We start from the raw sequence: 24,716 nt of genomic DNA, 5'->3' as shown, positions 1-24,716 counted from the left end.
GTAGATGAAAGGCCGTCAGCCGACAGTGATGATAGGGTGATCCTCGCGCAGCCGGTCCGCCAGCCGCTCGACCGCGTCGACTTCGCTCGCGCTGCCCGACGGGGTCACCGCCCAGTTGCAATGCGCGTGCGTCGCGAGGCTGTAGACCTTCACGTCGCCGACGATCAGCCGCCACCGCCGCCGGTCACCGCTATTGTACCGGACGAGGTTGGTGACGAACAGGCTCTGGAGATCCGATGCGGTCATCCGCGCCCCATAGCGACAATCGCCCGCCCGCCGCCACCGCAAACCGGCCAGCGATGGTCACGACTGGGCGCGCGACAACCGGCGAACGCTACGAACCGACCGCGATCGACGCCGTCACGCCCGGATCGTCTCGCAGCCGCAGGAACAGCGTTCCGCCGACCGGCTTCGGCACCGCGAGCGAAGCCCCGGTGAACCCGTCCGGCACGCGAACCGCGTTGGCAAACCCAGCATTCGCCGCGATCGACTCGATCAGGAACAGGTCGGTCCCGGTCAGCGTACAGGTCTCCTTGCACGCGACCTCAGCCAATGCCGGCGTCCGCACCAGCGTCGTGAGCGGCACCCAATCCCCCGCAATGCCGCCTTGCACCAGTCGCCATTTGAGCGGCCCATGCGCGGAAACCCCGAGCGCCTTGCCCGGCTCCACCGACACTACAGCGATCCGATCGTCCTGCACCGTCAGCCCGCGCCCCGACGTGACACTGGTCGTCATCGCGCCATCCGCCGTCGCGATCTCGACACTGTCGCTCGCAGAAAATCGTGTGCCCTCCGCACGCAGCGAGAACGTCAGGCGGGCATCCTGCGCGATCGCCGTATCACCGGCCAGCACGACCGGCAGGCCAGGGGAGGGGGGCGTCACCAGACTCTTGGCGATCAGCGTCCCCTTCGGCCGCGCTGCCGCGACGGTGAACTTCACCGACCGCTTCCGTCCATCGGTCAGTGTCACGAGCGCCGTCTTCGCCTGGCCAGCAGCGAACGTCGGCACCGTACCCGCCGCCAGTGCCAGCCGATCCGCCTTGTCCGCCCGCACGACGTCACCCGGCTTGAACGCGACCCCGTCGATCGTCATCGACGCCACCAGATCGAGCCGCGTCCCACTCAACGTCCCAGACGCATCACCGGCATACAGCGTCAGACCATCGATCCGCCCTGCCTCTGCGAGCGCGGTCAACGCGATCTTGTCCGGCGCCTCGATCCCGTATTGCTTCACGAGCAGTGACAATTTCCCCGGCGCGGCCTTGGCCAACGGCAAGGTCAGCCCGATGCGCTCGCCGGTCGACGTCCACGCGAGCGGCACGTCGCCCGCAGCACCGACCAATGTCACCGACTCCACGCAACTTGGCGTCGGCCCCGCCAGCGAGACCGCATTGTCACGCCCGACCACGAGACTCTCGGGATCGGTATCGACCATCTGCCACCCACCGGCGCGCGGCACCTGCAACCGAAACCGCGGTCCATCGAACGGCGTGAAGCCCCAGCGCCCATGCAACGTCGCATCGGTCACGCTGCTCAACCCCGCGGTCTGCATCCCGACCTGGTCGAGCACATAGCCGCCACGCTCCGCATCCGCCTGCACCGGCAGCTCGACCACGCCCCCCTGCGGAGTCGTCACCCGCAAGCTCATATCGTGCGCGAACTTGGTGGCATAGATCAGCGGCGCCCCCTCGACCGGCAGCACCAGATCGGGCTTGGCGGCACACACCAGCCGGTCGGCCTCCGCGCGCCGCATCGTCGGCGTCTGCGGCGCACCGGTCTCGATCACCGGCATCGCCACGACCATCACCGACTTGGGGCTGGCGAACGACGGCGCCGCATTCAGCAACAGCGCCAGCCGATCGTCGTGTGCCCGCGCCAGTGCCGGAATATACCGGAACTGCGTCGTCTGGAACGCGCCGAAGATCTTCGCCAGATCGCGGACCACGCCGATATACGGGCTGTAATAGCCAAGCCCGCCCTCGGGCGTCGCGCTCAGTTGCAGCGCCAGATCGGTCGGCGCCCCCACCAGAGTATCCGCCAGCGTCGAACTCTGCCCATCCGCCAGCACCAGCGAATCGCGGCTTTGCGTCAGGCAGGAGGCTTGCAGGTCCGCCGCGAGATCGAGGCATTCCGCCTTCAGCTTGATCGCCAGGCTCCGCGACAACAATGGCGAGACCGCCTCGATCCGCTCCGGCCGCGTCCGCTCCAGCGCATGTATCCCATCCAGAAACGCATCGAGCCGCGCCCGATCAAGCGACGCCTGATCCAGATCCTGCACCGCGCGCACGAACGCCCCGGGCTGCTTGCGCACCGCCGACACGACAGCATCGAACCCGCCGCTTTCGGGCACCAGGAACACCACCAGTTGCCGCGCGCCGTCCGGTACCGTCAACGCCAGCGTGTTCTTCTTCGCCTTCCACGTCTCGGCCTTGAAGAACCACGACTTCGGTGGCGGCTCGGTCGCATCGCGCAGGAATGCCGCAACCAGCAGATAGCGCGCGCCGTCGTCCTTCTTGCCGACGGCCAGGTCCGCCGCGATCGACACGCGGTCGCCGGTTGCGAGTCTCGGCACCTGCGCGATCGGCAACGTCGTCGTCCCATGCGTCACGCCGACGCGCAGGCTGGGCCCGGTCAGGTCGAACGGTGCCGGATCGGCGCCCGCAGCCAAGGGCACCAGCGCAGCAGCCAGCGCGCAGAACGGAAGAAATCGAAGCATCATCACAGGCGATCTCGTCGTCGGAAGCATCACAGATGGCCTGTACCGGTGTCGATAATAGGGCAAGACGCGGCACTTGCCCGATCGCCCGCGGTACCGCACACAGCGCGTAACACGGGGAAGGGGACCTACATGATCGCGCGCATTCTCATCGCGACGCTACTCGCGACGACCGCCGCCAATGCCGATGCGAAGACGGTCGTCGTTACCGCAGCGCACATGATCGACGTCCTTGCCGGCAAGCGCGTCGACAATCCGCAGGTGACGATCGTCGACGGCCGTATCGCCGCGGTCGGACGCAAAGGCGATGCCGTGCCCGCCGGTGCCGAACGCGTCGATCTGGGCGAGCGGACGCTGCTCCCCGGCCTGATCGACATGCACGTCCATCTGACCAGCGACCCGACGCTCAGCGGCTATCGGCAGCTCGAGTTCACCGACAATTTCTGGACCGTCGTCGGCGTGGCGAACGCCCGGAAGACGCTCGATGCGGGCTTCACCACCGTCCGCAACGTCGGTTCGGCCAATTACGACGACGTCGCGCTGAAGCAGGGTATCGAGCGCGGCTATGTCCCCGGCCCCCGCATCGTCCCCGCTACCTACGCGCTCGGCGCAACCGGCGGCCACTGCGACGCGACCGAATTCCCGCCCTCGATCCAGGTCCCGCACCCACAGATCGCCAACACGCCCGACGAATTTCGCGGCGCGGTGCGGACGATCCGCAAATACGGTGCCGAGGTGGTCAAGGTCTGCATGACTGGCGGCGTCCTCTCGAAGACCGACGCCGTCGGCGCGCAGCAAATCAGCCTCGCCGAGATAAAGGCGATCGTCGAGGAAGCGCATATGCTCGGCATGAAGGTCGCGGTCCACGCGCACGGCAGCGAAGGCATCAACGACGCACTGCGCGCGGGCGTCGACACGATCGAACACGCCAGCCTCGCCGACGCCGAATCGTTCAAGTTGGCCAAGGCGAGCGGGGCGTGGTTCGACATGGATATCTACGACGACGACTATATCCTTGCCGAGGGCGCCAAGAACGGCGTCTTCCCCGAGAGCCTGGAGAAGGAACGCCAGGTCGGCCTCAAGCAGCGCCAGACCTTCCGCGCCGCGCACGCCGCCGGGGTGAAGATGCTGTTCGGCACCGACGGCGGCGTCTACCCCAACGGCAACAACGCGCTCCAGTTCGCCAAGATGGTCGAATGGGGCATGACGCCGATGGAGGCGATCCAGGCCGCCACCTCCAGCGCCGCGATCGCGTTGGCGAGGACGGCAGACGTCGGTGCGATCCAGCCGGGCCGGTTCGGCGATCTCGTCGCGGTCGACGGCGATCCGCTCGCCGACGTCCGCCAGTTGGAACACGCCGCCTTCGTGATGAAGGGCGGCGCAGTGGTCGTCGCACCCAAGTAAGCCAGCCTCCTGATCCTCCCCCGCAAGGGGGAGGTGGCTGGCCCTTGCCAGACGGAGGGGGAGGTAAGGGAAGCGCCCTGCTCCGCGTCCGCTCTTTCCGATACCTGCGGCAACACTCTCCACTGGCAAGGCGGAGTGCAGTCCACCGACGCCCAGCCGCTCATACGCCACCAACGTTTCACCGCTACCCAGAAGCAACTCGTCGCATCACGGGTTGCCGTCGGGTCACGTTCAGCCTCCCCCGCCCACAACGCCGCGACGACCGCGCGCAGGGGATTTCGACGATGACGACCGACCGCGGGGCGCTGGCCGCCCTGCTCGCCACCATGACCGTCCTGGCCGCCACAGCGACCCCGGCGGCCGCGCAAACCGAGCCGGCCGCACCCGTGCGTGGCTTGGAGCGCCTCCAGACCCCCGGCACGCAGGCGAACCCCGACGCCACCGCGATTCCGGTGCCCGCCGCACCGACGATCGTCCTGCCGAACACCACGCCCGCTCCACGTCGTACTACCCGCTCGACCGCTGCGGCAAAGCCAGCCACCGATCGTGCGACCACGCAACGTGCAGGCGTCGAGCGCACGACGACCGATGCACCCACGCGCGAACGCGCAACCACCCGGACTGCGCCGGAGCCCACGGCCCGACCACGCGCCTCGGACGACGAGCCGACGCGTCCGTCGACATCGGTCGAACCGGCGCCCGTCGCCACGCCCACGCCCGAGCCCGCTCTCCAATCGTCGCCACCGCAGACCCCGACCACCGAAGTGGTGCCGCAGCCCACCGCGTCGGTGCCAGCAACGACGCCGGCCCCAACCCCGGAATCCACGCTCTCGACGCCGGAAAAGGGCAGCGCGATGCCCCTGTGGCTTTCGCTGACGGCGATTGTCGTGGTTCTCGGAGCGCTGTGGGCGCTCCGCCGCAAGCCGCGCAGCCACCGGCACGAGAGTGCCGAACCCGAAGCCTATGTCGAGCCGACTCCGCCGCCCGTTGCGGCGAAGCCGGTTGTCGCCCAGCCTATTGCCCCCCAGCCAGTCGCCCTCAGGCCGGTCGTCTCCGAACCGGCCGAAAGCCCAGCGGCCGTCACCCCTGCCACGGCATCTGCGGTCGCACCGGTGGCTGCCGTCCCAACGGCCGCGCCCAAATTCCTCGAGCCCAAGGGCAAGGTGCCGCCTACGCCGCCAGTCGCCGCGCGTGCCCGGCTGACCTGCGAACTGCGCCCGTTGCGCGCCGGTCTCAACCTGCTCAGCGCCACCGTCGAGTGCGAACTCGTCGTGACCAATACGGGCACCGCATCGGCCGAAGCGATCCGCACCGGCGTCGCGTTGCTCACCGCGCACGCCGATCAGGATCAGGACCTTGCGCAGTTCAACGCGGCGCCCGTCGTGCGGCCCGTCGCCCCGCCGTTCGCGCTGGCGCCGGGCGAAACGCGGACGATCCGTACCGTGACGGCGATCGCGCGAGAGGCGATCCGCACGATGACCGCGGCCAACCGGCCGATGTTCGTGCCCGTCGTCGCGACCAACATCGTGTACGTGACGGCTAACGACGAGGCGCAGTTCGCTCGCGCGTGGGTGGTAGGCGTAGAACGCGTCGACTCCCCCAAGCTCGCGCCGTTCTGGCTCGACGCCCCCGCCCGCATGTACAGCACGGTCGCGGCCCGGCCGCACGCGGCGATCTTCGAACGCTGACCGGTTGCCGTCACGACCCGAGCAAGGGCTGACGCGACACGATTGACGTTTATCGATAAACGATACATATTGTTTATCGATAAACGGAGGTCGGCATGCAGGATCGTGTTCTCGTCGTCGCGAGCGGACTGGTACGGTTCGCGAACTGGCTGAACTGGATTGTCGCGTTTGGGTTCATGATCGCGATCATCGCTTCGTTCGTCTTCAGTGACGCGCTCACCGCCCAGATCGCCGCCAAATATCACGGCCGCTATGTCGGCGAGACCATTGCGTTGCTGCGGCTCACAGGCGTCCTCGGCCTCCTCGCGTGCGTAGCGGTGTATCACCTGTTCATCCCTTTGCTGGCAATCCTCGCGACGGTGCGGGCCGGCGACCCGTTCGTCGTCGCCAACGCCGATCGTCTCCAACGGATCGGCTGGGCGCTGTTCGCGATCCAGCTGCTCGATCTCGCTTTTGGCGGGGTCGTGCTCGCGCTCGACCGGCTCGGTGTCGATCACGCAACATGGGTGCCTGGCTTCACCGGCTGGATCGGGGTCGTGATGTTGTTCGTGCTCGCCCGGGTGTTCCGCGTCGGCGCCCGCATGCGCGACGATCTGGCGATGACCGTCTGATGCCCGTCATCGTCACGCTCGACGGCATGCTTGCGGCACGCGGCATGACGCTGACCGAGCTTTCGCAGGCGGTCGACATCACGATGGCGAACCTGTCGATCCTCAAGACCGGCAAGGCCAAGGCGATCCGCTTCTCGACGCTGGAGGCGATCTGCACAGCGCTCGACTGCCAGCCGGGCGACATCCTGAGTTTCACGTCAGAGGGGGAAACGGCATGAGCGATCGTACGGAAAGACGCGGAGTGGGCATGCGGATCATCGACGCTGTCTCCGGCATGGCGCGCGCCGTCGTGGAGACGTATCGGCTCGGTGGACGCGCGGTGAGGGCGGTACCGCTCGTCCTGGCGATCGCGGTGGTGCCGGAATTCCTGCAGCATATCGCGGAGATTCACCTCGGCATGTTCGTATCGATCGAACAGTTTCGTGCACTCGGCAACGATCCGCTGCGCTGGGGCTTCGGCTATGTGAAGGTGGCGGGGTTCGTCATCGCGATTCTCGCGGTCGCGCGGTTCTGGTCGGTCGGGTCCGTCCGCCGGACGCTGCAGGTTCCGCCGATGACCATTGTTCGCGTCGTGGCGGGCATGATCGTGGGATTGGCGGCTGCATGGCCGTTCATGTGGCTCGGCAAACAAGGACTATCGCCGGCGATCAACGTGCCGCTGCAGATCGTTTCCACGGTCATCCAAGGCGGGTTCTGGATTTACGTCGTCGGCGCGTTGATCGAGGATCCTGGGGTGACGCCGAGGCGGGCGATGACGTCGCTGTTACCCGCTGGAATTGTCCTCAGCGTATTGGCGGCGACAGCGTTCGGTCCGGCTCAGGCGTTGCACATGGCCAACCACAAGCTCGCTATGGGGCAGCCATCGGCAATCGTGTGGGCTTTGATGGCGTTCGATGCGCTGTGGGTCGGGCTGTTCGCAGCGCTGGTCGGATCGGCGGTATTCGTCGGGGTGAAGACCGGGCTGACGTGGAAGGGGTGGACCGTGCATCCGCGCGATCTGGATGCGGCGGTGGAGCGGGCGGAGCGGGCGGACGACGCACGACGCTTCAAAATCGAACCTGCCTGACCGCCGATTTTCCCCACCCCGGCGGAGGCCGGGGCCCAAGTGAAACGTCCGTCGTGAGGGGCGCCGTTCCCAGTGTAGCTCCGGCCTTCCCGGGGACGTGGAACCTTCGCGGTGCACAACGAAAAAGGGCGACCCCATTGCTGGGGCCGCCCTTTTTCTTAGCTGCGGCCGGCAGGGGCAAAGCCCCTGCCTCGTCGGTCGGCATAAATGCCGCCGGCCGGCCTTGCTGGAGTGCGATTTAGGCTACGCTAAATCGTCTCTCCAGCTGCGGCTTACTTAACCTCAACCGTGGCGCCAGCTGCTTCGAGCTGAGCCTTGATCTTGGCTGCCTCGTCCTTCGACACGCCTTCCTTGACGGCCTTGGGAGCCGACTCGACCAGCGTCTTGGCTTCGGTCAGGCCGAGCGCGGTGATCGCACGGACTTCCTTGATGACGTTGATCTTCTTGCCACCGTCGCCGGTCAGGATGACGTCGAATTCGGTCTGCTCTTCTGCTGCAGGAGCAGCGGCGCCGCCGCCTGCTGCCGGTGCTGCAACCGCTGCTGCGGCCGAAACGCCCCACTTCTCTTCGAGCAGCTTCGAAAGCTCAGCTGCTTCGAGAACGGTCAGTTCGCTCAGGCTCTCAACGAGCGCGTTCAGGTCTGCCATGATAAATCTCCATCTCGGGGCATCGGCCCCATCAGTTCAAAAAGGTAACGAAAGGCCTGCAAGATCAGGCGGCTTCCTTCTCCGCGTAGGCGGAAAGCACGCGCGCGAGCTGCGCTGCCGGAGCCTGCGTGATCGTTGCCAGCTTCGTGGCGGGTGCCACGATGAGGCCAACGATCTTGGCACGCAGTTCGTCCAGCGAGGGCAGCGTTGCGAGCGCCTTCACACCGTCGACGTCGAGGGTCGTCGCGCCCATCGCCCCACCCACGATTTCGAACTTGTCGTTCGTCTTCGCGAATTCCACGACCACCTTGGCGGCCGCGACGGGATCGATGGAGCTGGCCAGACCGACCGGACCCGTGAGCATATCGCCCAGCGAGCTGTAGTCGGTGCCGTCCATTGCGATCTTGGCAAGCTTGTTCTTCGAGACCTTGTAGGTCGCGCCGGCGTCACGCATCTTGTTCCGCAGCACAGTGGACTGTGCGACGGTCAGGCCGAGGTTGCGCGTGACAACGACGACGCCGACCTCGGAAAAGGTGCGGTTCAGCTCGGCTACGGCCGCGGTCTTTTGATCACGATCCATGCCATTCTCCACGTTTTACGAGTTCACCGCTTGCGCAGTGGACCCGGTTACTAACCGGAGGCGCAGACAAACCCGCGCTTCCGGGGTGTCTCGTCGATGGGGCATGGGAGAGGGGCGGCACGCAGATGGGCCGACAAAATCTCATTCCCCGTCTAGGTGGGAGATTAAGCACCGGCAAACCCGCTGCACCCACTGTCTCGGACGGAGTTCGACGAGCAAGCCCGCCGAACGAAGCCGCGCCTTAGCGGAATTGGCGGGGGAGTCAATCGCGGAGAGGGTCAGGCGTCGAGGTATAGCCCGGTATCCGCGCCATCGAGCCGGCGTATGCGGGCCGCCGCGAGGATGTCGGGCGGCATCAGGCGGGCGTTGATGCCGATCCGGTCGATCGCAGGGTCGACTTTCGTCCAGTGCGTTACGCATCCGCATTCGCCGCACCGATGGAAGCGCAATGTCTTGGCACCCCAACTGTAGATGTCGATCGGAACGGATGCCGCCACGCATACTTCGCTGGCCCGGTAATAAGCCCACAGGACTCCATAACGCCGACAGATCGAGCAGTTGCAGTCGGCTACCCATTCAGGCGGTAGGTCGGCGGACAGCGTTACCGCGCCACAGTAGCAGGAAGCTTCAATCATGCGTCATGACGTGGACCATAATGGCGCGCCGTTCACGTATTTTCCCACGACTCCGTCATCCTGACGAAAGTCAGGATCCAGAGCCAGAGGGGCGACGTCCGTAACCGTGGATCCTGACTTTCGTCAGGATGACGGAGTCGTGGGTAGGATGATCTTCGCCGAACGACCGGTATCGTCAACACGCAAAAAGGGCCGGGATCGCTCCCGGCCCTTCTCAACTATCAGCGGCGGGACGGGAGTAAATCCCGTCCTCGTCGGTCGCGGTGTAACCGCGCCGGCCGGCCTGTCGCCGTCTCGGGATTAGCTCGCGCTAATCCCGTGCGGCTCGGGCTTACGCGCCAGCAACCTCGGTCGTGTCGACCTTGATGCCTGCACCCATGGTCGACGAGATCGCGACCTTCTGGACGTACTTGCCCTTGGCGCCGGTCGGCTTGGCCTTGACCACTGCGTCGACCAGTGCGTCGAAGTTCGCGCGCAGGTCTTCCGCCGGGAACGACGCCTTGCCGATGCCCGAATGGATGATGCCGGCCTTCTCGACGCGGTATTCGATCTGGCCACCCTTGGCAGCCTGAACGGCGGCGGCGACGTTCATCGTCACCGTGCCGAGCTTCGGGTTCGGCATCAGGCCCTTCGGACCCAGCACCTTACCGAGGCGACCGACGATGCCCATCATGTCCGGGGTCGCGATGCAGCGATCGAAATCGATCGTGCCACCCTGGATGATTTCCATCAGGTCTTCGGCGCCGACCACGTCTGCGCCTGCTGCGAGAGCTTCTTCAGCCTTCGCGCCGCGGGCGAACACGCCGACGCGGACGGTCTTGCCGGTGCCCTTGGGCAGCGTCACCACGCCGCGGACCATCTGGTCTGCGTGACGCGGATCGACGCCCAGGTTCAGCGCGACTTCGATCGTCTCGTCGAACTTCGACGTGGCGCCCGACCGTGCGAGACCGATGGCCTCGTCGATGCCGTGCAGCTTGACGAGGTCGACCGTGACGGCCTTCTGCTTCTTGCTCAGCTTAGCCATGATCTCAGCCCTCCACCACTTCGAGGCCCATTGCGCGGGCGCTGCCTTCGATGATCTTCGTCGCAGCGTCGATATCGTTGGCGTTGAGGTCCTTCATCTTCGTCGTGGCGATCTCGCTCAGCTGGCTGCGCTTGATCGTGCCGGCGACGACCTTGCCCGGCTCCTTCGAACCCGACTTGAGACCAGCGGCCTCCTTGATCAGGTACGATGCTGGCGGGGTCTTGGTCTCGAACGAGAACGAGCGATCCGCATAGACCGTGATGACGGTCGGGATCGGCATGCCCTTCTTCAGTTCGCTCGTGCCGGCGTTGAACGCCTTGCAGAACTCCATGATGTTCACGCCGCGCTGACCCAGCGCAGGCCCGATCGGCGGCGCGGGCTTTGCCTCGCCTGCAGGCACCTGCAGCTTGATGTATCCGGTAATCTTTTTAGCCATGTCACTCTCTTTATGTGAGCCTAGCGGTGATGGCGGCCGTCTCGCGACAGCCTCCCGCAAATTCCATCAATGAAGGTGGAAGCCGGCGCGCATAGCCGAAAACGCGGGGCGCGGCAACCGGCGCGTTCGCGTCGTCGCGCGGAGGCTGCGCGATCGACCGCGGTTTATTCGAAGACGTCGACCGGCCAGGCGATCTGCTTGGCTGCGGCGTAACAGGCCGACCGCGTGGCGTATCCATCGGAATAGCTGATCAGCCCGCCAGCCTCGTGAAACAACAACCAGGCCCAGGCACCTGCAAGCACGAGGGGTGGCGAAAGGTCGAGCCCCTCGACCTCACGGAGTTCGAGCCGCATCGAGGGCCGCTCACCTTCGACCGGGTTCGTGGCGACGGGCTCAGCCTCGTCGAGCGTCCGGCCTATAAAGCGGCCGAACCTGTTGTCAGGCACCATGATGGGGTACGATCGATTCAATCGGCACGGGTTTCCCCCAGTAAAAGCCTTGTCCGCAGTCGGCACCAAGCGATTTCGCCAGGACGAGATCGTCGGCGGTCTCGATGCCCTCGATCACCGTTCCGATCGACCGGCTTCGGCAATAATCGATGATTTCCTTCAGCAGCGACGGCGGGAACTCGCCCTTCCGGCACTTCTGGAAGATCTTCCGGTCGATCTTGACCTCGGACACCGGGAGGTCGGAAATGCGATCGAAGTTGGTCGCGCCCTTGCCGAAATCGTCGAGCGAGATGGGTATTCCCATCGTTCCAAGCTCCCGCATGTTTTCCAGCAGGCGACCGTCGAGTCCTGAATAACTGATCTCGGTGAGTTCGATCCCGAGCATGCCGGGGGCGACATGATGGCGTCGCAACAGGATCGGCATCGCGGCGAGGAAATCCGGATGCGCGAGCACGGCGGCGCTGCAGTTCACCGCGATAGGCACTGGCCTGCCCTCGGCCTCCAGCGCCGCGAGCAGGCGGGCAGCCGCTTCCACCGCAAGCGACGTCGCGGCGACCTCCAGCGAGAGGATCGTCGACGGTGCGAAGATGTGCTCGGGGTTGAGTGACGGCCGATTGCGCAACCGCGTGAGTGTTTCGTAGCCGGCGATGATGTCGTCGTGCAGGCTGCGTTTCTCATGGAATTCATGCGTGAGATTGGGCAGCAACCGGCCCTGCTGGATCAGCCACGACAGGAAATGACGGTCGCCGGTGTCGCCGTCATGCGGTTGCCGGGCGATATGGGCCAGGCGGTCGACAATGTCCTGCGCGCTATAGGGCGCGTCGAGCCAGTCGACGTGATCGATCCCGGACTGCTCCGCCAGGGCAATCGCATCCCGGAAATGCACGCTGGGCCGCAACAGCGTCAGTGTCCCGGAAAACTGTTCTTTGTCCAACAAGGCGATAAACGCGTGACGATTGCCGATCGAGGCATCGGGGTTGATCACGATGAGGTCTGGTTGAAACGCCAGCCCGGCGCGTTCTTCGCTGGCCAAGCCGATCCACGCGGTTTTGTGGCCCATCTCTTCGAGTTCACGACGAACGCCGTTGGCGGCTGCATTCTCAAGGTCGAGGAACAAGATACGATGACCGGCTTCGTTTGACTCCGGGGACGGGCGAGCCGTCGCAATCCCTAAACGCAAGTGATCGCCATGCTCGAGCGATTTCTTTAAGGCCGTGGTCGTCAGAGGCATCAGTCATTTCCTGTAGGCGGATCGCTGAATACGGTTGCATGCGTGTCGAGCTGGTCATGGGGTACATAGAGTTTACCGATAACGCCGGACGTCATATTCGTTTGGCGTATTGGTAACTACGCAACGTCTTGTACGCGGATGTCCTACAAATGTTAGCGCAATATAACTAGTTATGGTTAACCAAACGTAAAATAAATGCGGTATCGTTTCGGGTGTAGGAGGTGTGCAGGTCAACCCGATGATAATGAACAAATCTATGCCAGTTCGACCAATAGTTATTGCGCCTCGCGAGTGAAATATATTTTGATTCGCCGAATGATATTGCGGCGCAAGTAAAGGTATCGATCCGGTATTCTTCTTCGACGCGACATATATGGCTGGTAGGCGAACATTTTTATCCGCCCGAGTAAGCAGGTCGAGCCGGCCATGATGCACAGAGCAAGAGTTCGGCCCTTGGAGGTCGGAAAGCACTCGTTTTGAACCAAATAATTCTCGGACGATGAGCTGCTCCGGCTCTAATATGCCCTGAATCGGATGGGGGCATCCGGGAACAGGGGTGGGTATGATCATTTTGTGCCGTGCGACGCTGGTCGCGCTAATGCTCGCGGTTTCGGCGATCGCGCCGGCGTATGCGCAGGAGAAGACTGGGCTGAAGCCTGGTTTCGTCCTGGCGCCCGGTACCGCGCGGATCGTGTTGATGCGGCCATCGATCCGGGTCGGTGCGCAGTCGACCGGCGGGATGTACGAGCCGAACGCCGACTGGACGGATCAGGCGAAGGAGAACATCGCCACCGCGCTCGCCAAGGCGCAGACCGGGCTCGGCAACAGCGTCGTCGGCTATGTCGAGCCGGTCGGTGCGGGTTCGGCGAAGGTCGCGGAATATCAGGAATTGTTCGGGGCGGTCGCGTCGTCGGTGATCGAGTATCAGTTCTTCAAGGGCAACCGCCTGCCGACCAAGAAGCGCAAGGACCAGTTCGAATGGGGGCTCGGCCCCGATGTCCGCACGCTGCCTGGGCTCGATAAAGCGGACTATGCGCTGTTCATCACGACGGAGGATCATTTCGGTTCGACTGGGCGGAAGGTGCTGCAGGTCTTCGCGGCGATGGCACGCGTTCCGATCACCGCGGGCGTCCACAAGGGCTTTGCCGGGCTTGTCGATCTACGTACCGGCGAACTGGTCTGGCTGAACGCCGATATGCAGATGGGCGGCGACGTCCGTGACGCGGAGGGCGCGGACAAGCGCGTGCGGCAGTTGCTGGAGGGGTTCCCAGGGAAACCGATCGATGCTCCGATCGCCGCCGCGCCCGTCATAGCTGCGGCGCACTGACATGCGGATCCCTATGGTCGGCCTTCTGCTCGCAAGCGCGATCGGTACGTCTGCGCTCGCCGCCGACAAGCGCCCGCCGCTTCCGACCTATACCCAGGCCTATACCCCGACGACGGTCGACGAGCGCGGGATATGGATGGAGGCGGACGAACGCGAGCGGGTGCAGCGTGACTCCCGGTCGCTAATCAAGGACCCGGCGCTCAACGCCTATGTCCGCGGCGTGCTGTGCCGGACCGTCGGCGAGGACCGGTGTCGATCGGTCCGGCTCTATATCGACGAGGTGCCGGCGTTCAACGCGTACATGACGCCCAACGGCGCAATGGTCGTCTGGACCGGACTGTTGCTTCGTGTCCGGAGCGAAGCCGAGCTGGGGGCGATCCTCGGCCACGAGTTCGGTCATTTCGAGCTCCGGCATTCGCTCAAGGACTTCAAGAGCCACCGCACCGGCACCGACGTCATGGCGTGGGCGTCGATCCTCATCCGCAACAGCGCCAACATCCAATACTCCGTGGTGGGCCAGATGTACGCCTTCAGCCGCGACCAGGAACGCGAGGCCGACATGACGGGCTTCCAGTATCTCGCACGTTCGCAATACCCGTCGTCGGCCGCCGCGGACGTCTGGGAGCACGTCATGGGCGAGGCCGATGCGACCGCCATCGGTCGCAGGGGCAGGGCGCAACACAAATACGTTGTGGGCGTCTTCGCCACGCATCCGACCGATCTCGCGCGTGCAACGTATCTCCGCGCCGCGTCGATCGAGGCGCATGACGTCAAGCCCGCGGTCGTCGACACGCATCAGGCGGCGATGGCCAAATGGCTGCCGGTCTTCCTCAACGACCAGATCAAGCTCAACGATTTCGGCGGCAGCGAGTATCTGCTCGCCAATCTGGCGGACGGCACCGGATGGTCGACACCGTTGCTGTGCGCGCGCGGCGACCTGTACCGCGAGCGCGGCAATCCGCGCGATCTCGTCAGCGCCGCGCAATTCTACCAAGAGGCGATCGGCAAGGGTGACGCGCCGCCCGAGGCGTATCGCGGCCTCGGGCTGGCGTTGCTCCGCGGCCAGCAGGTTGCCGAAGGCCAGGCCGCGCTCGCGACGTATCTCCGCCTCAAGCCGGCCGCGACCGACGCCGCGCTCATCGCCACGCTGATCTCGTAAGGAGGACGACCATGTCCAGGAAACTCGCCCTGCTTGCCGCAGTCGCAATGCTCTCGCTCGCAGCGCCCGTCGCGGCCGGCAACAAGCTCATCCCAGCCGGCCAGCGCATCGCCGTCGCCAAGTCGGCGATGACGGTGCAGCCGGGCACGGAATGGAACAAGCTGTCCGAGCGCCCCGGTCGCAACGCCGAAACCTGGACGCAGGACGGTGACGAACTGAACGATCTCAGCTTCTATGGTGGCATCGAGTCCGGCAGGCCGCTGTTTCGCGAAGTCGACAAGAAGAACAAGCCGTTGCCGAAGGTCTCTGCAACGATGCTGATCACCGACATCCCGGTGTTGCTCGAGAACAGCTACCGCATCGCGCGCGACGCATCGTCGATGGCGATCGACACGATCGCGCCGATCGAGTTCGCCGGCAACAAGGGCGTACGTTTCACCTACACCTTCTCGAAACAGAACGAGACGCTGCAGCGGCGTGGCGAAGCACGCGGTGCGGTGGTTGGCGGGAAGCTGTATCTGGTGACGTACGAGGCGCCAAGTTTGTACTACTACGACCGTAGCGCGGCGGCGGCTCGGGCGGTAGTGGATAGCGTGCGGTTTTGAGGCGCGCGAGCTGTTTGCAGTTGCCCCGACCGGACATAGGCACGGTCTAGGGCGATCACTACGCCTGCCTTGTTCTCCCGCGAAGGCGGGAGCCCAGTCTGGATCCCCGCCTTCGCGGGCAAACAAGCCTTTCGTATCGCACGCGTTAGCCGCTGACGCGACGCGGGAGTAAATCCCGCGTCGTCGGCCGGGCCGTTGGCCCGCCGGCCGGGCTGGCGCCGTCTCGCAATTAGCCCTTGGCTAATCGCGTGCGGCTTGGCCTTACTTGCTGCGCTCGACCTGCTCGAATTCCAACTCAACAGGCGTCGCACGCCCGAAGATCGACACCGAAACCTTGACGCGGCTGCGGTCGAAATCGAGTTCTTCCACCAAACCGTTGAAGGTCGCGAACGGGCCGTCGAGGACCTTGACCTGGTCGCCGATCTCGTAGTCGACCTTGACCTTCTGCTTGGGCGCAGCGGCGGCTTCTTCCTTGCTGTTGAGCATCCGCGTGGCTTCCGCCTCGCTGATCGCCTGCGGCTTGCCCATGCTGCCGAGGAAGCCGGTGACCTTCGGCGTGTTCTTCACGAGGTGATACACGTCGTCGTTCATGTTCAGCTTTGCCAGCACGTAGCCAGGCATGAACTTGCGTTCGACCGCGATCTTCTTGCCGCGACGGGCTTCGGTGGTGGTTTCGGTCGGAACTTCGATCTGCTCGACGAGCTGTTCGAGACCCATCCGGGTCGCCTCGGCCATGATCGAGTCGCGGACCTTGCCCTCGAAGCCCGAATAGGCGTGAATGATGTACCAGCGCGCCATGACGGAACCTTGCTTACTGAGCGAGTTTGAGGAGCAGGGAAACGATCGCTTGCAGGATCGAGTCGACGCCGAAGAAGAAGACCGCGAGGATCGTCGTCATGATCACCACCATCACGCCGGTCATGACCGTCTCGCGACGCGTCGGCCACGTGACCTTCGCGGTCTCGTTGCGGACCTGCTGGATGAATTCGAGTGGGGACGTTTTCGCCACGATGTTCTTCGCACCCGCTTATTGAGAAACTTGGGATGCGAGGCATAGACCCACTAGCCGCTCCCTGTGAAGGGCAGCGGCGGCAGGTCCGTCCTCGCTGTCGGAAGCGCGGCAGATAGCTTCCACCCGTCGTGAAAGCAAGTGCGCGGCAGGAGAGGGGCGGGCGTCGTATCGAAAGCGACACGGCGGTGACCGGGAGAAGTGGCGGGGGAGAGCGCTTGGGTCACTCTATCCCCCGCACGATCGTCTTGCCGGTGCCGGTTTGACCGGCGGCTCCGCTCCCACGGTTTCTATTTATCGTTCGGCTTGACGACGGCGCCCGAGGTGTACGCCGAACGCGGACGAAAAAAAAGGCCGGTACAAGACCGGCCGTGAAAGTTTTTAGGAGAGGATGCCTGAAAGGCCTGATCGTTGTGCATCGCAGCACATCATAGATCAATTGCGAAAATTGCATTATGAAATGCAATTTCTGCAATCGCGATGAGCGCGGGAAAGCGGCGAGCGCAATCGCCGCGATTTTTGCAGGGAATTTAAAGGGGGTGGCAGGAGTGCTCGGATTCGAACCGAGGGCCTTCGGTTTTGGAGACCGACGCTCTAACCAACTGAGCTACACTCCTACACGGACGCGCCCCTTACCCAGCGTTTTCGCGAAGGGCAAGCGTCTCGCGTGCAATTCGTCCTGCAAGCGTCCCCCAACTATCGTCGTAAGGATGATGCGTTGCGCGATGTATGATTTGCCCGTTAACCTTAAAGCCGTCTCGTTGGATGTGGGAAGCGTATACTATGAAGGCGGGATTGATGATGCTGGCGCTGCCGGTCGCGGCGTTGCTCATGGGGGCGGGGCCAGTTCCGCAGGTGCCGGACCTGGGGCCGCAGCTCGAACGCTTCACCTATCCGTGGCCGGTGCAGACGATGGAAGTCGATATCGTCGGCACACCGGCGCAAATGGCGTTCATGGATATCGCACCGCAGCGTCCCAATGGTCGCACGGTCGTCCTGCTCCACGGCAAGAACTTCTGTGGCGCGACCTGGGGCAGCACCGCACGGGCGCTGAGCGAGGTTGGCTACCGGGTGATCGTTCCAGACCAGATCGGCTTCTGCAAATCGTCCAAGCCGCGCGCGGCCCAGTATAGCTTCGAGATGCTGGCGACGTTCACCAAGCGGTTGCTCGAGTCGCGTGGCATCACGCGGGCCACGTTCGTCGGGCACTCGATGGGCGGCATGCTCGCGATGCGATACGCCATTCTCTACCCGGCGTCGGTCGAGAAGCTGGTGCTCGTCAATCCGCTGGGCCTGAAAGATCGCGGCGAGGAGGGCGTGCCCTATACCGACGTCGACACGCTCTGGGCGAACGAGAAGAAGACGAGCTACGCGTCGATCAAGGCGTATCAGCTCGAGAACTATTATCACGGCGTGTGGAAGCCGTCCTATGATCGCTGGGTCTGGATGCAGGCCGGCATGTACCAGGGGGCAGGGCGCGACACCGTGGCGCTCGCGCAGGCCAAGACGAGTGAGATGATCAAGACGCAATCAGTCGCGCACGAGCTGTACCGGATCACGCCATCGACTACCTTGATCATCGGCACGCTGGACAAGACCGCGTTCGGCCGGGCGCAGGCGCCGGCGAACTTGCGCAAGTTCCTCGAGCCTGTGCCGATGGTCGCGCCGCGGGCGGTGAAGCAGATGCCGAATGCGAACCTAGTGATGCTCGAGGGGCTGGGTCACTCGCCGCAGGTCGAGGATCCTGCGCGATTCGAGAAGACGCTGCTGGCGGTGCTCGGGACGCGATCGCGGTAGAGGAGCTGCGATCCTCCCCCGCTAGGGGGAGGTGGCTGGCTCTTGCCAGACGGAGGGGGAGGGGGCGACAACGCAGGTTTCGTGTTCCTCCCCCTCCGTCACCTTCGGTGTCACCTCCCCCTAGCGGGTGAGGATTAGTAAGGAACGTCGATGGTGTCAGGTCGGCGTTCGTCTCCTCCCAAACTCAATAACCTACCCGCACCCAAACCGATTCCGCCCCGTTGACCCGAGCGACGTCCTGACCTATAGGCGCGGCCTGTTCTTCGGGAGTGTTTCCCGCCGGGCATGCTTGAACATTGCTGGATGCATTCCAGGACCTGAGGGGCGCTCCCGCGTTCCTATGGTCCTTTTTGTATTCTCAGGCGCCTCATGGCTCCAGCAAAGTAACCACTTGAAAGGTGAAGGCTTCAATGCCGACGATCAACCAGCTGGTCCGCAAGGGCCGCGATCCGCAGAAGGCCAAGTCGAAGGTCCCTGCGATGGAAGCAAATCCGCAGAAGCGTGGCGTTTGCACGCGCGTCTACACGACGACCCCGAAGAAGCCGAACTCGGCTCTGCGCAAGGTGGCCAAGGTTCGCCTGACCAACCAGCGCGAAGTCATCAGCTACATTCCGGGCGAGGGCCACAATCTTCAGGAGCATTCGGTTGTCCTGATCCGTGGCGGTCGTGTCCGCGATCTTCCCGGTGTTCGCTATCACGTCCTGCGCGGCGTGCTCGATACACAGGGTGTGAAGGACCGGCGTCAGTCGCGTTCCAAGTACGGCGCCAAGCGTCCGAAGTGATCATGCCGGGGGCATGATCATCCCGGAAAGATCGCTTTAGGCGATCTTATCCGGGATCCACGCCTCGGAAGTTACGAAGCTTAGTAAGCCCCGGACGTGTTCCGGAACCGGCTGAAGTCTACAAGGAAATTGAAATGGCACGTCGTCGTCGTCCCGAAAAGCGGGTCATCCTGCCTGATCCCAAGTTCGGGGATGAGGTTCTGTCGAAGTTCATGAACAGCGTCATGCTGGACGGCAAGAAGTCCGTCGCAGAGCTGATCGTGTACGGTGCATTCGAAACCGTCGAGAGCCGCGCCAAGCGCGATCCGATCGGCGTTTTCCACGATGCGCTGAACAACGTGAAGCCGGGCATCGAAGTCCGTTCGCGCCGCGTCGGTGGTGCAACGTACCAGGTGCCGGTCGAGGTTCGTCCCGAGCGCGCACAGGCGCTGGCGATTCGCTGGCTGATCGGTGCGGCGCGTTCGCGCAGCGAGAACACGATGGCCGCACGGCTGTCGGGTGAGCTGATGGATGCCGCCAACAACCGTGGCAACGCGGTCAAGAAGCGTGAAGATACGCACCGGATGGCGGAAGCCAACCGTGCATTCTCGCACTACCGCTGGTAACAGCGGGCTTCCTGCCGCTGGTAACAGCGGGCTTTGAAGCCTAGCATTGCTATCCGTGTGACGGGCGGTCTTTCGCCTGTCATGCAAACACCTATATATTGGGGAGCCGGCACGTTCGGCTCCCCATATCCTTAAGGAAGCACGATCATGGCCCGCAGCCATCCGCTCGACCGTTACCGCAACATCGGCATCATGGCGCACATCGACGCCGGTAAGACGACGACGACCGAGCGCATCCTCTATTACACCGGCAAGTCCTACAAGATCGGCGAAGTGCACGAAGGCACCGCGACGATGGATTGGATGGAGCAGGAGCAGGAGCGCGGGATCACGATCACGTCGGCTGCGACCACCTGCAAGTGGCGCGCCGAAGAAGGTAAGGGCGAAGAGCACCTTATCAACATCATCGATACGCCCGGCCACGTCGACTTCACGATCGAAGTCGAGCGTTCGCTCCGCGTGCTCGATGGCGCGGTCGCGTGCTTCGACGGCGTTGCCGGCGTCGAGCCGCAGTCCGAGACCGTGTGGCGTCAGGCTGACAAGTACGGCGTGCCGCGCATGTGCTTCGTCAACAAGCTCGACCGCACCGGCGCCGATTTCTACTTCTGCGTGAACTCGATCATCGATCGTCTCGGTGCGCGTCCGGCCGTGCTGTATCTTCCGATCGGCATGGAAGGCGGCTTCAAGGGCCTCGTCGATCTCGTCGAGAACCGTGCGATCATCTGGCTCGAAGAGAGCCTGGGTGCGAAGTTCGAATATGCCGAGATCCCTGCGGACCTGGTCGAGAAGGCTGCGAAGTATCGCAGCGAGCTGATCGAGATGGCCGTCGAGCAGGACGATGCCCTCATGGAGGCGTATCTCGAAGGTAACGAGCCGAGCGTCGCCGACCTCAAGAAGCTGATCCGCAAGGGTACGCTGAGCATGGCGTTCGTCCCCGTCGTTTGCGGTTCGGCGTTCAAGAACAAGGGCGTTCAGCCCCTGCTCGACGCCGTCGTGGACTATCTGCCTTCGCCGCTCGACGTTCCCGCGATCCAGGGTCTGAAGCTCGACGGCGTGACGCCGGATGAGCGTCCTTCGTCGGACGAGGTGCCGTTCTCGGCACTGGCGTTCAAGATCATGAACGATCCGTTCGTCGGCACGCTGACCTTCGCTCGCATCTACTCGGGCAAGCTGGAGACCGCATCGCAGGTCACCAACTCGGTCAAGGACAAGAAGGAAAAGGTCGGTCGCATGCTGTTGATGCATGCGAACAGCCGTGAGGACATCCAGGAGGCTTTCGCTGGCGACATCGTCGCTCTCGCGGGTCTCAAGGATACCACGACCGGTGACACGCTCTGCGCGATGAACGCACCGATCATTCTCGAGCGGATGGAATTCCCCGAGCCCGTGATCGAGCTGTCGGTGGAGCCGAAGACCAAGGCCGACCAGGAGAAGATGGGCGTCGCGCTCAATCGTCTCGCACGCGAGGATCCTTCGTTCCGCGTGTCGTCGGACCCCGAGTCGGGCCAGACCATCATCAAGGGCATGGGCGAGCTCCATCTCGAGATCCTGGTCGATCGCATGAAGCGTGAGTTCAAGGTCGAGGCTAACGTCGGCGCTCCTCAGGTCGCATATCGCGAGTATCTGAAGAAGCCGGTCGACGTCGACTACACGCACAAGAAGCAGTCGGGCGGCACCGGCCAGTTCGGTCGCGTGAAGGTCAAGGTCACGCCGGGCGAGCGCGGTTCCGGCATCACGTTCAAGGACGAGATCAAGGGCGGCAACATTCCGAAGGAATACCTGCCGGCGATCGAGAAGGGCTTCCGCGAAACCGCTGCGTCGGGTTCGCTGGTCGGCTTCCCGATCATCGATTTCGAGATCGTGCTGTATGACGGCGCGTATCACGACGTCGACTCGTCGGCACTGGCGTTCGAAATCTGTGCACGTGGCGCGATGCGCGAAGTCGCACAGAAGTCGGGCATCACGCTACTCGAGCCGGTCATGAAGGTCGAGGTCGTCACTCCGGAGGATTACCTGGGCGACGTCATCGGCGACATGAACAGCCGTCGTGGCCAGATCCAGGGCACCGACAGCCGCGGCAACGCGCAGACGGTCGAGGCGATGGTCCCGCTGGCTAACATGTTCGGCTACGTGAACTCGCTCCGTTCATTCACGCAGGGCCGCGCGCAGTACTCGATGCAGTTCTCGCACTATGACGAAGTGCCGCAGAACGTTGCGGATGAGGTGAAGGCGAAGTTGGCCTAAGCCAGAGGTACACGGAGCCAGGGTAACCTGGCTCCGAGACACCGAAAGGCCGGCCGGCCTCGGGCTTGCCCGAAGACCGACGACACGGAATTCACTTCCGTGTCGGCTCCCTGATCGAGGCAGGGGCTGGCGCAACGCTTTAACAGCCGCTATTGGGCCGCGTTCGCGCGGTTCCCGGGGTGGCACCGGAATACGAATCAGAAGGTAGGAAACAATGGCCAAGGCAAAATTTGAGCGGAACAAGCCGCATCTCAACATCGGCACCATCGGTCACGTCGATCATGGCAAGACGTCGCTCACCGCTGCGATCACGAAGGTTCTGGCAGAGACGACCGGCGGTACCGCCGTCGACTTCGCCAACATCGACAAGGCTCCCGAGGAGCGCGAGCGCGGCATCACGATCTCGACCGCACACGTCGAGTACGAGACGGCCAACCGTCACTATGCGCACGTCGATTGCCCGGGCCACGCCGATTATGTGAAGAACATGATCACCGGCGCAGCCCAGATGGACGGCGCGATCCTCGTCGTTTCGGCGACCGATGGCCCGATGCCACAGACCCGTGAGCACATCCTGCTCGCACGCCAGGTCGGCGTGCCCGCAATGGTCGTGTTCATGAACAAGGTCGATCTGGTCGACGACGAGGAAATCCTCGAGCTGGTCGAGATGGAAATCCGCGAGCTGCTCAGCTCGTACGACTTCCCGGGCGACGATATCCCCGTCATCAAGGGTTCTGCTACCTGCGCGCTGTCGGGTTCGAACCAGAAGCTCGGCGCCGACGCCGTCACTGAGCTGATGCAGGCCGTCGACGAGTACATTCCGCAGCCAGAGCGTCCGCTCGACAAGCCGTTCATGATGCCGATCGAGGACGTGTTCTCGATCTCGGGTCGTGGTACGGTCGTCACCGGCCGCGTTGAGACCGGCATCGTCAAGGTTGGCGAGGAAGTCGAGATCGTCGGCATCCACCCGACCGTCCGCAAGACCACGGTCACGGGCGTCGAGATGTTCCGCAAGCTGCTCGACCAGGGCCAGGCTGGCGATAACGTCGGCGCGCTGATCCGCGGCGTTGCACGTGACGAAGTCGAGCGTGGCCAGGTTCTCTGCAAGCCAGGCACGATCAAGCCGCACACCGACTTCAACTCGGAAGTGTACGTGCTGTCGAAGGAAGAGGGTGGCCGTCACACGCCGTTCTTCGCCAACTACCGCCCGCAGTTCTACTTCCGTACGACGGACGTGACCGGAACCGTCGAGCTGCCTGAGGGCACCGAGATGGTCATGCCAGGCGACAACGTGTCGCTCGGCATCAAGCTGATCGCACCGATCGCCATGGACGTGGGCCAGCGCTTCACGATCCGCGAAGGCGGCCGTACCGTCGGTGCAGGCGTCGTCAGCCAGATCGACAAGTAAGCATCTCCTCCTTCGGGAGGTGATCGAAGAGCCCGGCTTCTCGCGAGAGAGGCCGGGCTTTTTCGTGTTTGGGGGCGGGTGGATTGGGCAGTTAAGCCGTGGGAAATCCAAGGCACGCACACCGATACAGCCACAAAGTCACTTAAGCGTGTCGTTGTTGCGATTGGGTAGCGCGAACCGCTAGGTACTGACTGGTGGCATCTGCCCTCGCCCAATTGCAAACACCCGCGTGTAAGTGCAGGCTGTCTCAATGAGGAGCCTAACTCTCGCAGTGCTAGCTGCTCTACGGATCCCAATGGGCGTGGGGTTGACTGAGGCTCGGCCGCTCAAAGCGCATTTTGCCGACGCTGCTTTGCCGCAACCCAAGCAAGCGCTCACGTTGTCCGGTCCAATAGCGACCTTATCGAAGGTGCTGAAGCAACTTACATCTCAGCCTCATTCGTGGAGCGCGGCCCCGGTCGAAAAGTCGGGTAATGTAGCTAGCGTACGTTTGAGTTGGCCAGGTCAGTTCAGCTACAAGGATTTAGGTGGGATTCTCTACCTGGTACAACTGAACAGCTTGACCATTTCCGATACCGAACTGCTTTTGCAGAATTCCTGACGGCAATCTGCCGTGTAATGTCGGTATTTATGGTGGAGTTAGGAAGAGTAGCAGAGAACTCGCGAATCCTCCCCCGCTAGGGGGAGGTGGCGCCGGAGGCGTCGGAGGGGGAGGGGGCGATTAGCTCTCGATGGTGGTTCGGCGTTGAAGTGCGACGGACGTGATCTGGTGGACGACGTCGTCGAGGTTTGCGAGCATTTCTCGGGCTGGGTAGCGGAGGACTTGGATGTTCTGGGCGACTAGCCAGGCGTCGCGGGTTGCGTCTCTTTCGGGGCGGTTGCCGTGGTTGTGGGCTTCGCCGTCTACTTCGATGGCGAGTCGGGCTGGTGCGCAGTAGAAGTCCAGGATGTAGGGACCTGCTGCGTGTTGCTTTCGGAAGCGTAGGCCTTCTTCGTTAGCTCGCAGCGCTAGCCAGAGGGCTATCTCCGGCGGGGTCATTTGTTTTCGCAGGCGGTTGGCGTTGGTGTGACCTTGTAGGGATCCTTCGAGCCGCATCGCTTGCCTCCCCCTCCGTCACGCTTTGCGTGCCACCTCCCCCTGGCGGGGGAGGATCAAGTAATGGGCGATCTTAGGGCAAGAGCGTCGACATCTTCAATCCTCCCCCGCAAGGGGGGGGGGCGCCGAAGGTGACGGAGGGGGAGGGCGGGGCGCGCTTCGATATTGCCCGCTTCCTGGAAAATTCGTCTCCTCCA

26 protein-coding genes and 1 tRNA gene are annotated in these 24,716 nt (G+C 63.7%); 14 read left to right on the top strand and 13 right to left on the bottom strand.

All coding sequences use genetic code 11. From position 1 onward, the window contains the following. Nucleotides 1–15 precede the first annotated feature (15 nt). Together J4O76_RS07375 and J4O76_RS07370 are read right to left on the bottom strand one after the other, a co-directional pair. Complete coding sequence (locus J4O76_RS07375) at nucleotides 16–246, bottom strand: hypothetical protein (RefSeq protein ID WP_426281063.1); 231 nt, start codon at nucleotides 244–246, stop codon at nucleotides 16–18. Nucleotides 247–334: 88 nt separating this feature from the next. Then, the gene (locus tag J4O76_RS07370; protein WP_426281062.1) at nucleotides 335–2,719 is read right to left on the bottom strand and encodes a hypothetical protein; all 2,385 of its coding nucleotides are present in this window, start codon (nucleotides 2,717–2,719) and stop codon (nucleotides 335–337) included. Between the two features lie 129 nt (nucleotides 2,720–2,848). Here J4O76_RS07370 and J4O76_RS07365 point away from each other — a divergent pair, with 129 nt between their 5' ends. The 5 genes from J4O76_RS07365 to J4O76_RS07345 all read left to right on the top strand — a co-directional run bounded on the left by J4O76_RS07365 (nucleotide 2,849) and on the right by J4O76_RS07345 (nucleotide 7,485). Continuing rightward, nucleotides 2,849–4,120 carry an amidohydrolase family protein gene (locus tag J4O76_RS07365; protein WP_426281061.1) on the top strand — a complete coding sequence of 424 codons (1,272 nt, stop codon included), beginning with the start codon at nucleotides 2,849–2,851 and terminating at the stop codon, nucleotides 4,118–4,120. Nucleotides 4,121–4,404: 284 nt separating this feature from the next. Continuing rightward, nucleotides 4,405–5,808 (top strand): hypothetical protein, encoded by a 1,404-nt coding sequence (locus tag J4O76_RS07360; protein ID WP_426281060.1) that lies wholly within the window; start codon nucleotides 4,405–4,407, stop codon nucleotides 5,806–5,808. A 95-nt stretch (nucleotides 5,809–5,903) separates the two neighbouring features. Further along, nucleotides 5,904–6,419 carry a DUF2975 domain-containing protein gene (locus J4O76_RS07355; protein WP_426281059.1) on the top strand — a complete coding sequence of 172 codons (516 nt, stop codon included), beginning with the start codon at nucleotides 5,904–5,906 and terminating at the stop codon, nucleotides 6,417–6,419. Beyond that, a complete protein-coding gene (locus J4O76_RS07350; RefSeq protein ID WP_426281058.1) occupies nucleotides 6,419–6,637 on the top strand; it encodes a helix-turn-helix domain-containing protein in 219 nt (72 codons plus the stop codon). Before J4O76_RS07355 ends, J4O76_RS07350 begins: the two co-directional genes overlap by 1 nt. Before the next feature lie 29 nt (nucleotides 6,638–6,666). After that, the gene (locus J4O76_RS07345; RefSeq protein ID WP_426281057.1) at nucleotides 6,667–7,485 is read left to right on the top strand and encodes a hypothetical protein; all 819 of its coding nucleotides are present in this window, start codon (nucleotides 6,667–6,669) and stop codon (nucleotides 7,483–7,485) included. 272 nt (nucleotides 7,486–7,757) lie between these two features. Here the strand turns inward: J4O76_RS07345 and rplL are convergent, their stop codons facing one another. The 7 genes from rplL to J4O76_RS07310 all read right to left on the bottom strand — a co-directional run bounded on the left by rplL (nucleotide 7,758) and on the right by J4O76_RS07310 (nucleotide 12,373). Continuing rightward, nucleotides 7,758–8,132 (bottom strand): 50S ribosomal protein L7/L12, encoded by a 375-nt coding sequence (rplL, locus tag J4O76_RS07340; protein ID WP_056047577.1) that lies wholly within the window; start codon nucleotides 8,130–8,132, stop codon nucleotides 7,758–7,760. Nucleotides 8,133–8,196: 64 nt separating this feature from the next. Next, the gene (gene rplJ / locus J4O76_RS07335) at nucleotides 8,197–8,712 is read right to left on the bottom strand and encodes a 50S ribosomal protein L10 (protein ID WP_055879768.1); all 516 of its coding nucleotides are present in this window, start codon (nucleotides 8,710–8,712) and stop codon (nucleotides 8,197–8,199) included. A gap of 278 nt (nucleotides 8,713–8,990) precedes the next feature. Beyond that, entirely contained in the window at nucleotides 8,991–9,347 is a 357-nt protein-coding gene (locus J4O76_RS07330; protein WP_426281056.1) for a GFA family protein, read from the bottom strand. A gap of 331 nt (nucleotides 9,348–9,678) precedes the next feature. Further along, nucleotides 9,679–10,371, bottom strand: coding sequence for a 50S ribosomal protein L1 (gene rplA, locus J4O76_RS07325; RefSeq protein ID WP_056047582.1), 693 nt, complete (start codon nucleotides 10,369–10,371; stop codon nucleotides 9,679–9,681). A gap of 4 nt (nucleotides 10,372–10,375) precedes the next feature. Continuing rightward, a complete protein-coding gene (rplK, locus tag J4O76_RS07320; protein WP_056047586.1) occupies nucleotides 10,376–10,807 on the bottom strand; it encodes a 50S ribosomal protein L11 in 432 nt (143 codons plus the stop codon). Between the two features lie 164 nt (nucleotides 10,808–10,971). Then, complete coding sequence (locus J4O76_RS07315) at nucleotides 10,972–11,256, bottom strand: hypothetical protein (RefSeq protein ID WP_056060523.1); 285 nt, start codon at nucleotides 11,254–11,256, stop codon at nucleotides 10,972–10,974. Further along, nucleotides 11,246–12,373, bottom strand: coding sequence for an EAL domain-containing protein (locus J4O76_RS07310; RefSeq protein WP_426281054.1), 1,128 nt, complete (start codon nucleotides 12,371–12,373; stop codon nucleotides 11,246–11,248). Before J4O76_RS07310 ends, J4O76_RS07315 begins: the two co-directional genes overlap by 11 nt. Before the next feature lie 676 nt (nucleotides 12,374–13,049). Between J4O76_RS07310 and J4O76_RS07305 the strand changes: the two genes are divergently transcribed. The 3 genes from J4O76_RS07305 to J4O76_RS07295 are packed head-to-tail and all read left to right on the top strand — an operon-like array spanning nucleotide 13,050 to nucleotide 15,578. Beyond that, nucleotides 13,050–13,814 carry a hypothetical protein gene (locus tag J4O76_RS07305; RefSeq protein ID WP_426281117.1) on the top strand — a complete coding sequence of 255 codons (765 nt, stop codon included), beginning with the start codon at nucleotides 13,050–13,052 and terminating at the stop codon, nucleotides 13,812–13,814. A 1-nt stretch (nucleotide 13,815) separates the two neighbouring features. Next, on the top strand, nucleotides 13,816–14,973 hold the full coding sequence (locus tag J4O76_RS07300) for a M48 family metalloprotease (protein WP_426281053.1): 1,158 nt from the start codon (nucleotides 13,816–13,818) through the stop codon (nucleotides 14,971–14,973). A gap of 11 nt (nucleotides 14,974–14,984) precedes the next feature. Beyond that, complete coding sequence (locus J4O76_RS07295) at nucleotides 14,985–15,578, top strand: hypothetical protein (RefSeq protein ID WP_426281052.1); 594 nt, start codon at nucleotides 14,985–14,987, stop codon at nucleotides 15,576–15,578. A 261-nt stretch (nucleotides 15,579–15,839) separates the two neighbouring features. Here J4O76_RS07295 and nusG read toward each other — a convergent pair whose 3' ends face one another. The 3 genes from nusG to J4O76_RS07280 all read right to left on the bottom strand — a co-directional run bounded on the left by nusG (nucleotide 15,840) and on the right by J4O76_RS07280 (nucleotide 17,204). After that, a complete protein-coding gene (gene nusG / locus J4O76_RS07290) occupies nucleotides 15,840–16,376 on the bottom strand; it encodes a transcription termination/antitermination protein NusG (protein WP_055872668.1) in 537 nt (178 codons plus the stop codon). Nucleotides 16,377–16,389: 13 nt separating this feature from the next. Then, nucleotides 16,390–16,587, bottom strand: a complete 198-nt coding sequence (gene secE, locus J4O76_RS07285) for a preprotein translocase subunit SecE (protein ID WP_056486886.1) — start codon at nucleotides 16,585–16,587, stop codon at nucleotides 16,390–16,392. A gap of 540 nt (nucleotides 16,588–17,127) precedes the next feature. Next, a tRNA-Trp gene (locus J4O76_RS07280) sits at nucleotides 17,128–17,204 on the bottom strand. Between the two features lie 166 nt (nucleotides 17,205–17,370). Between J4O76_RS07280 and J4O76_RS07275 the strand changes: the two genes are divergently transcribed. From J4O76_RS07275 to J4O76_RS07250, 6 genes are all read left to right on the top strand, one after another. After that, entirely contained in the window at nucleotides 17,371–18,384 is a 1,014-nt protein-coding gene (locus J4O76_RS07275) for an alpha/beta fold hydrolase (RefSeq protein WP_426281051.1), read from the top strand. A gap of 410 nt (nucleotides 18,385–18,794) precedes the next feature. Further along, entirely contained in the window at nucleotides 18,795–19,166 is a 372-nt protein-coding gene (gene rpsL, locus J4O76_RS07270; RefSeq protein WP_010164594.1) for a 30S ribosomal protein S12, read from the top strand. A gap of 134 nt (nucleotides 19,167–19,300) precedes the next feature. Then, complete coding sequence (gene rpsG, locus J4O76_RS07265; RefSeq protein ID WP_031393769.1) at nucleotides 19,301–19,771, top strand: 30S ribosomal protein S7; 471 nt, start codon at nucleotides 19,301–19,303, stop codon at nucleotides 19,769–19,771. Between the two features lie 147 nt (nucleotides 19,772–19,918). Then, nucleotides 19,919–22,015: an elongation factor G gene (fusA, locus tag J4O76_RS07260; RefSeq protein WP_120299323.1), complete on the top strand. Its 2,097-nt coding sequence runs from the start codon at nucleotides 19,919–19,921 to the stop codon at nucleotides 22,013–22,015. Between the two features lie 214 nt (nucleotides 22,016–22,229). After that, complete coding sequence (tuf, locus tag J4O76_RS07255; RefSeq protein ID WP_132741515.1) at nucleotides 22,230–23,423, top strand: elongation factor Tu; 1,194 nt, start codon at nucleotides 22,230–22,232, stop codon at nucleotides 23,421–23,423. A 295-nt stretch (nucleotides 23,424–23,718) separates the two neighbouring features. Next, nucleotides 23,719–24,024, top strand: coding sequence for a hypothetical protein (locus J4O76_RS07250; protein WP_426281050.1), 306 nt, complete (start codon nucleotides 23,719–23,721; stop codon nucleotides 24,022–24,024). Nucleotides 24,025–24,144: 120 nt separating this feature from the next. On the opposite strand, the gene J4O76_RS07245 is transcribed toward J4O76_RS07250, so the two are convergent. Continuing rightward, a complete protein-coding gene (locus tag J4O76_RS07245) occupies nucleotides 24,145–24,519 on the bottom strand; it encodes an endonuclease domain-containing protein (RefSeq protein WP_426281049.1) in 375 nt (124 codons plus the stop codon). Nucleotides 24,520–24,716: the final 197 nt, after the last annotated feature.

It is taken from the genome of Sphingomonas sp. NFX23, assembly GCF_049887795.1.
Classification (GTDB): Bacteria; Pseudomonadota; Alphaproteobacteria; order Sphingomonadales; family Sphingomonadaceae; genus Sphingomonas.
The sequence above is the reverse complement of the archived record's forward strand: the minus strand, read 5'-3'. Positions and strand labels throughout refer to the sequence as shown.

What these genes read in the sequence shown, in the direction of transcription:
- J4O76_RS07350 (WP_426281058.1), top strand. Translation starts at nt 6,419, where the DNA reads ATGCCCGTCATCGTCACGCTCGACGGCATGCTTGCGGCACGCGGCATG.
- fusA (WP_120299323.1), top strand. Translation starts at nt 19,919, where the DNA reads ATGGCCCGCAGCCATCCGCTCGACCGTTACCGCAACATCGGCATCATG.
- rpsG (WP_031393769.1), top strand. Translation starts at nt 19,301, where the DNA reads ATGGCACGTCGTCGTCGTCCCGAAAAGCGGGTCATCCTGCCTGATCCC.
- tuf (WP_132741515.1), top strand. Translation starts at nt 22,230, where the DNA reads ATGGCCAAGGCAAAATTTGAGCGGAACAAGCCGCATCTCAACATCGGC.
- J4O76_RS07375 (WP_426281063.1), bottom strand. Translation starts at nt 246, where the DNA reads ATGACCGCATCGGATCTCCAGAGCCTGTTCGTCACCAACCTCGTCCGG.
- rplK (WP_056047586.1), bottom strand. Translation starts at nt 10,807, where the DNA reads ATGGCTAAAAAGATTACCGGATACATCAAGCTGCAGGTGCCTGCAGGC.
- J4O76_RS07275 (WP_426281051.1), top strand. Translation starts at nt 17,371, where the DNA reads ATGAAGGCGGGATTGATGATGCTGGCGCTGCCGGTCGCGGCGTTGCTC.
- J4O76_RS07315 (WP_056060523.1), bottom strand. Translation starts at nt 11,256, where the DNA reads ATGGTGCCTGACAACAGGTTCGGCCGCTTTATAGGCCGGACGCTCGAC.
- J4O76_RS07345 (WP_426281057.1), top strand. Translation starts at nt 6,667, where the DNA reads ATGCGGATCATCGACGCTGTCTCCGGCATGGCGCGCGCCGTCGTGGAG.
- J4O76_RS07370 (WP_426281062.1), bottom strand. Translation starts at nt 2,719, where the DNA reads ATGATGCTTCGATTTCTTCCGTTCTGCGCGCTGGCTGCTGCGCTGGTG.
- J4O76_RS07250 (WP_426281050.1), top strand. Translation starts at nt 23,719, where the DNA reads ATGGGCGTGGGGTTGACTGAGGCTCGGCCGCTCAAAGCGCATTTTGCC.
- J4O76_RS07245 (WP_426281049.1), bottom strand. Translation starts at nt 24,519, where the DNA reads ATGCGGCTCGAAGGATCCCTACAAGGTCACACCAACGCCAACCGCCTG.
- rpsL (WP_010164594.1), top strand. Translation starts at nt 18,795, where the DNA reads ATGCCGACGATCAACCAGCTGGTCCGCAAGGGCCGCGATCCGCAGAAG.
- rplL (WP_056047577.1), bottom strand. Translation starts at nt 8,132, where the DNA reads ATGGCAGACCTGAACGCGCTCGTTGAGAGCCTGAGCGAACTGACCGTT.
- J4O76_RS07300 (WP_426281053.1), top strand. Translation starts at nt 13,816, where the DNA reads ATGCGGATCCCTATGGTCGGCCTTCTGCTCGCAAGCGCGATCGGTACG.
- rplJ (WP_055879768.1), bottom strand. Translation starts at nt 8,712, where the DNA reads ATGGATCGTGATCAAAAGACCGCGGCCGTAGCCGAGCTGAACCGCACC.
- J4O76_RS07330 (WP_426281056.1), bottom strand. Translation starts at nt 9,347, where the DNA reads ATGATTGAAGCTTCCTGCTACTGTGGCGCGGTAACGCTGTCCGCCGAC.
- nusG (WP_055872668.1), bottom strand. Translation starts at nt 16,376, where the DNA reads ATGGCGCGCTGGTACATCATTCACGCCTATTCGGGCTTCGAGGGCAAG.
- J4O76_RS07360 (WP_426281060.1), top strand. Translation starts at nt 4,405, where the DNA reads ATGACGACCGACCGCGGGGCGCTGGCCGCCCTGCTCGCCACCATGACC.
- J4O76_RS07355 (WP_426281059.1), top strand. Translation starts at nt 5,904, where the DNA reads ATGCAGGATCGTGTTCTCGTCGTCGCGAGCGGACTGGTACGGTTCGCG.
- J4O76_RS07305 (WP_426281117.1), top strand. Translation starts at nt 13,050, where the DNA reads ATGATCATTTTGTGCCGTGCGACGCTGGTCGCGCTAATGCTCGCGGTT.
- rplA (WP_056047582.1), bottom strand. Translation starts at nt 10,371, where the DNA reads ATGGCTAAGCTGAGCAAGAAGCAGAAGGCCGTCACGGTCGACCTCGTC.
- J4O76_RS07365 (WP_426281061.1), top strand. Translation starts at nt 2,849, where the DNA reads ATGATCGCGCGCATTCTCATCGCGACGCTACTCGCGACGACCGCCGCC.
- J4O76_RS07295 (WP_426281052.1), top strand. Translation starts at nt 14,985, where the DNA reads ATGTCCAGGAAACTCGCCCTGCTTGCCGCAGTCGCAATGCTCTCGCTC.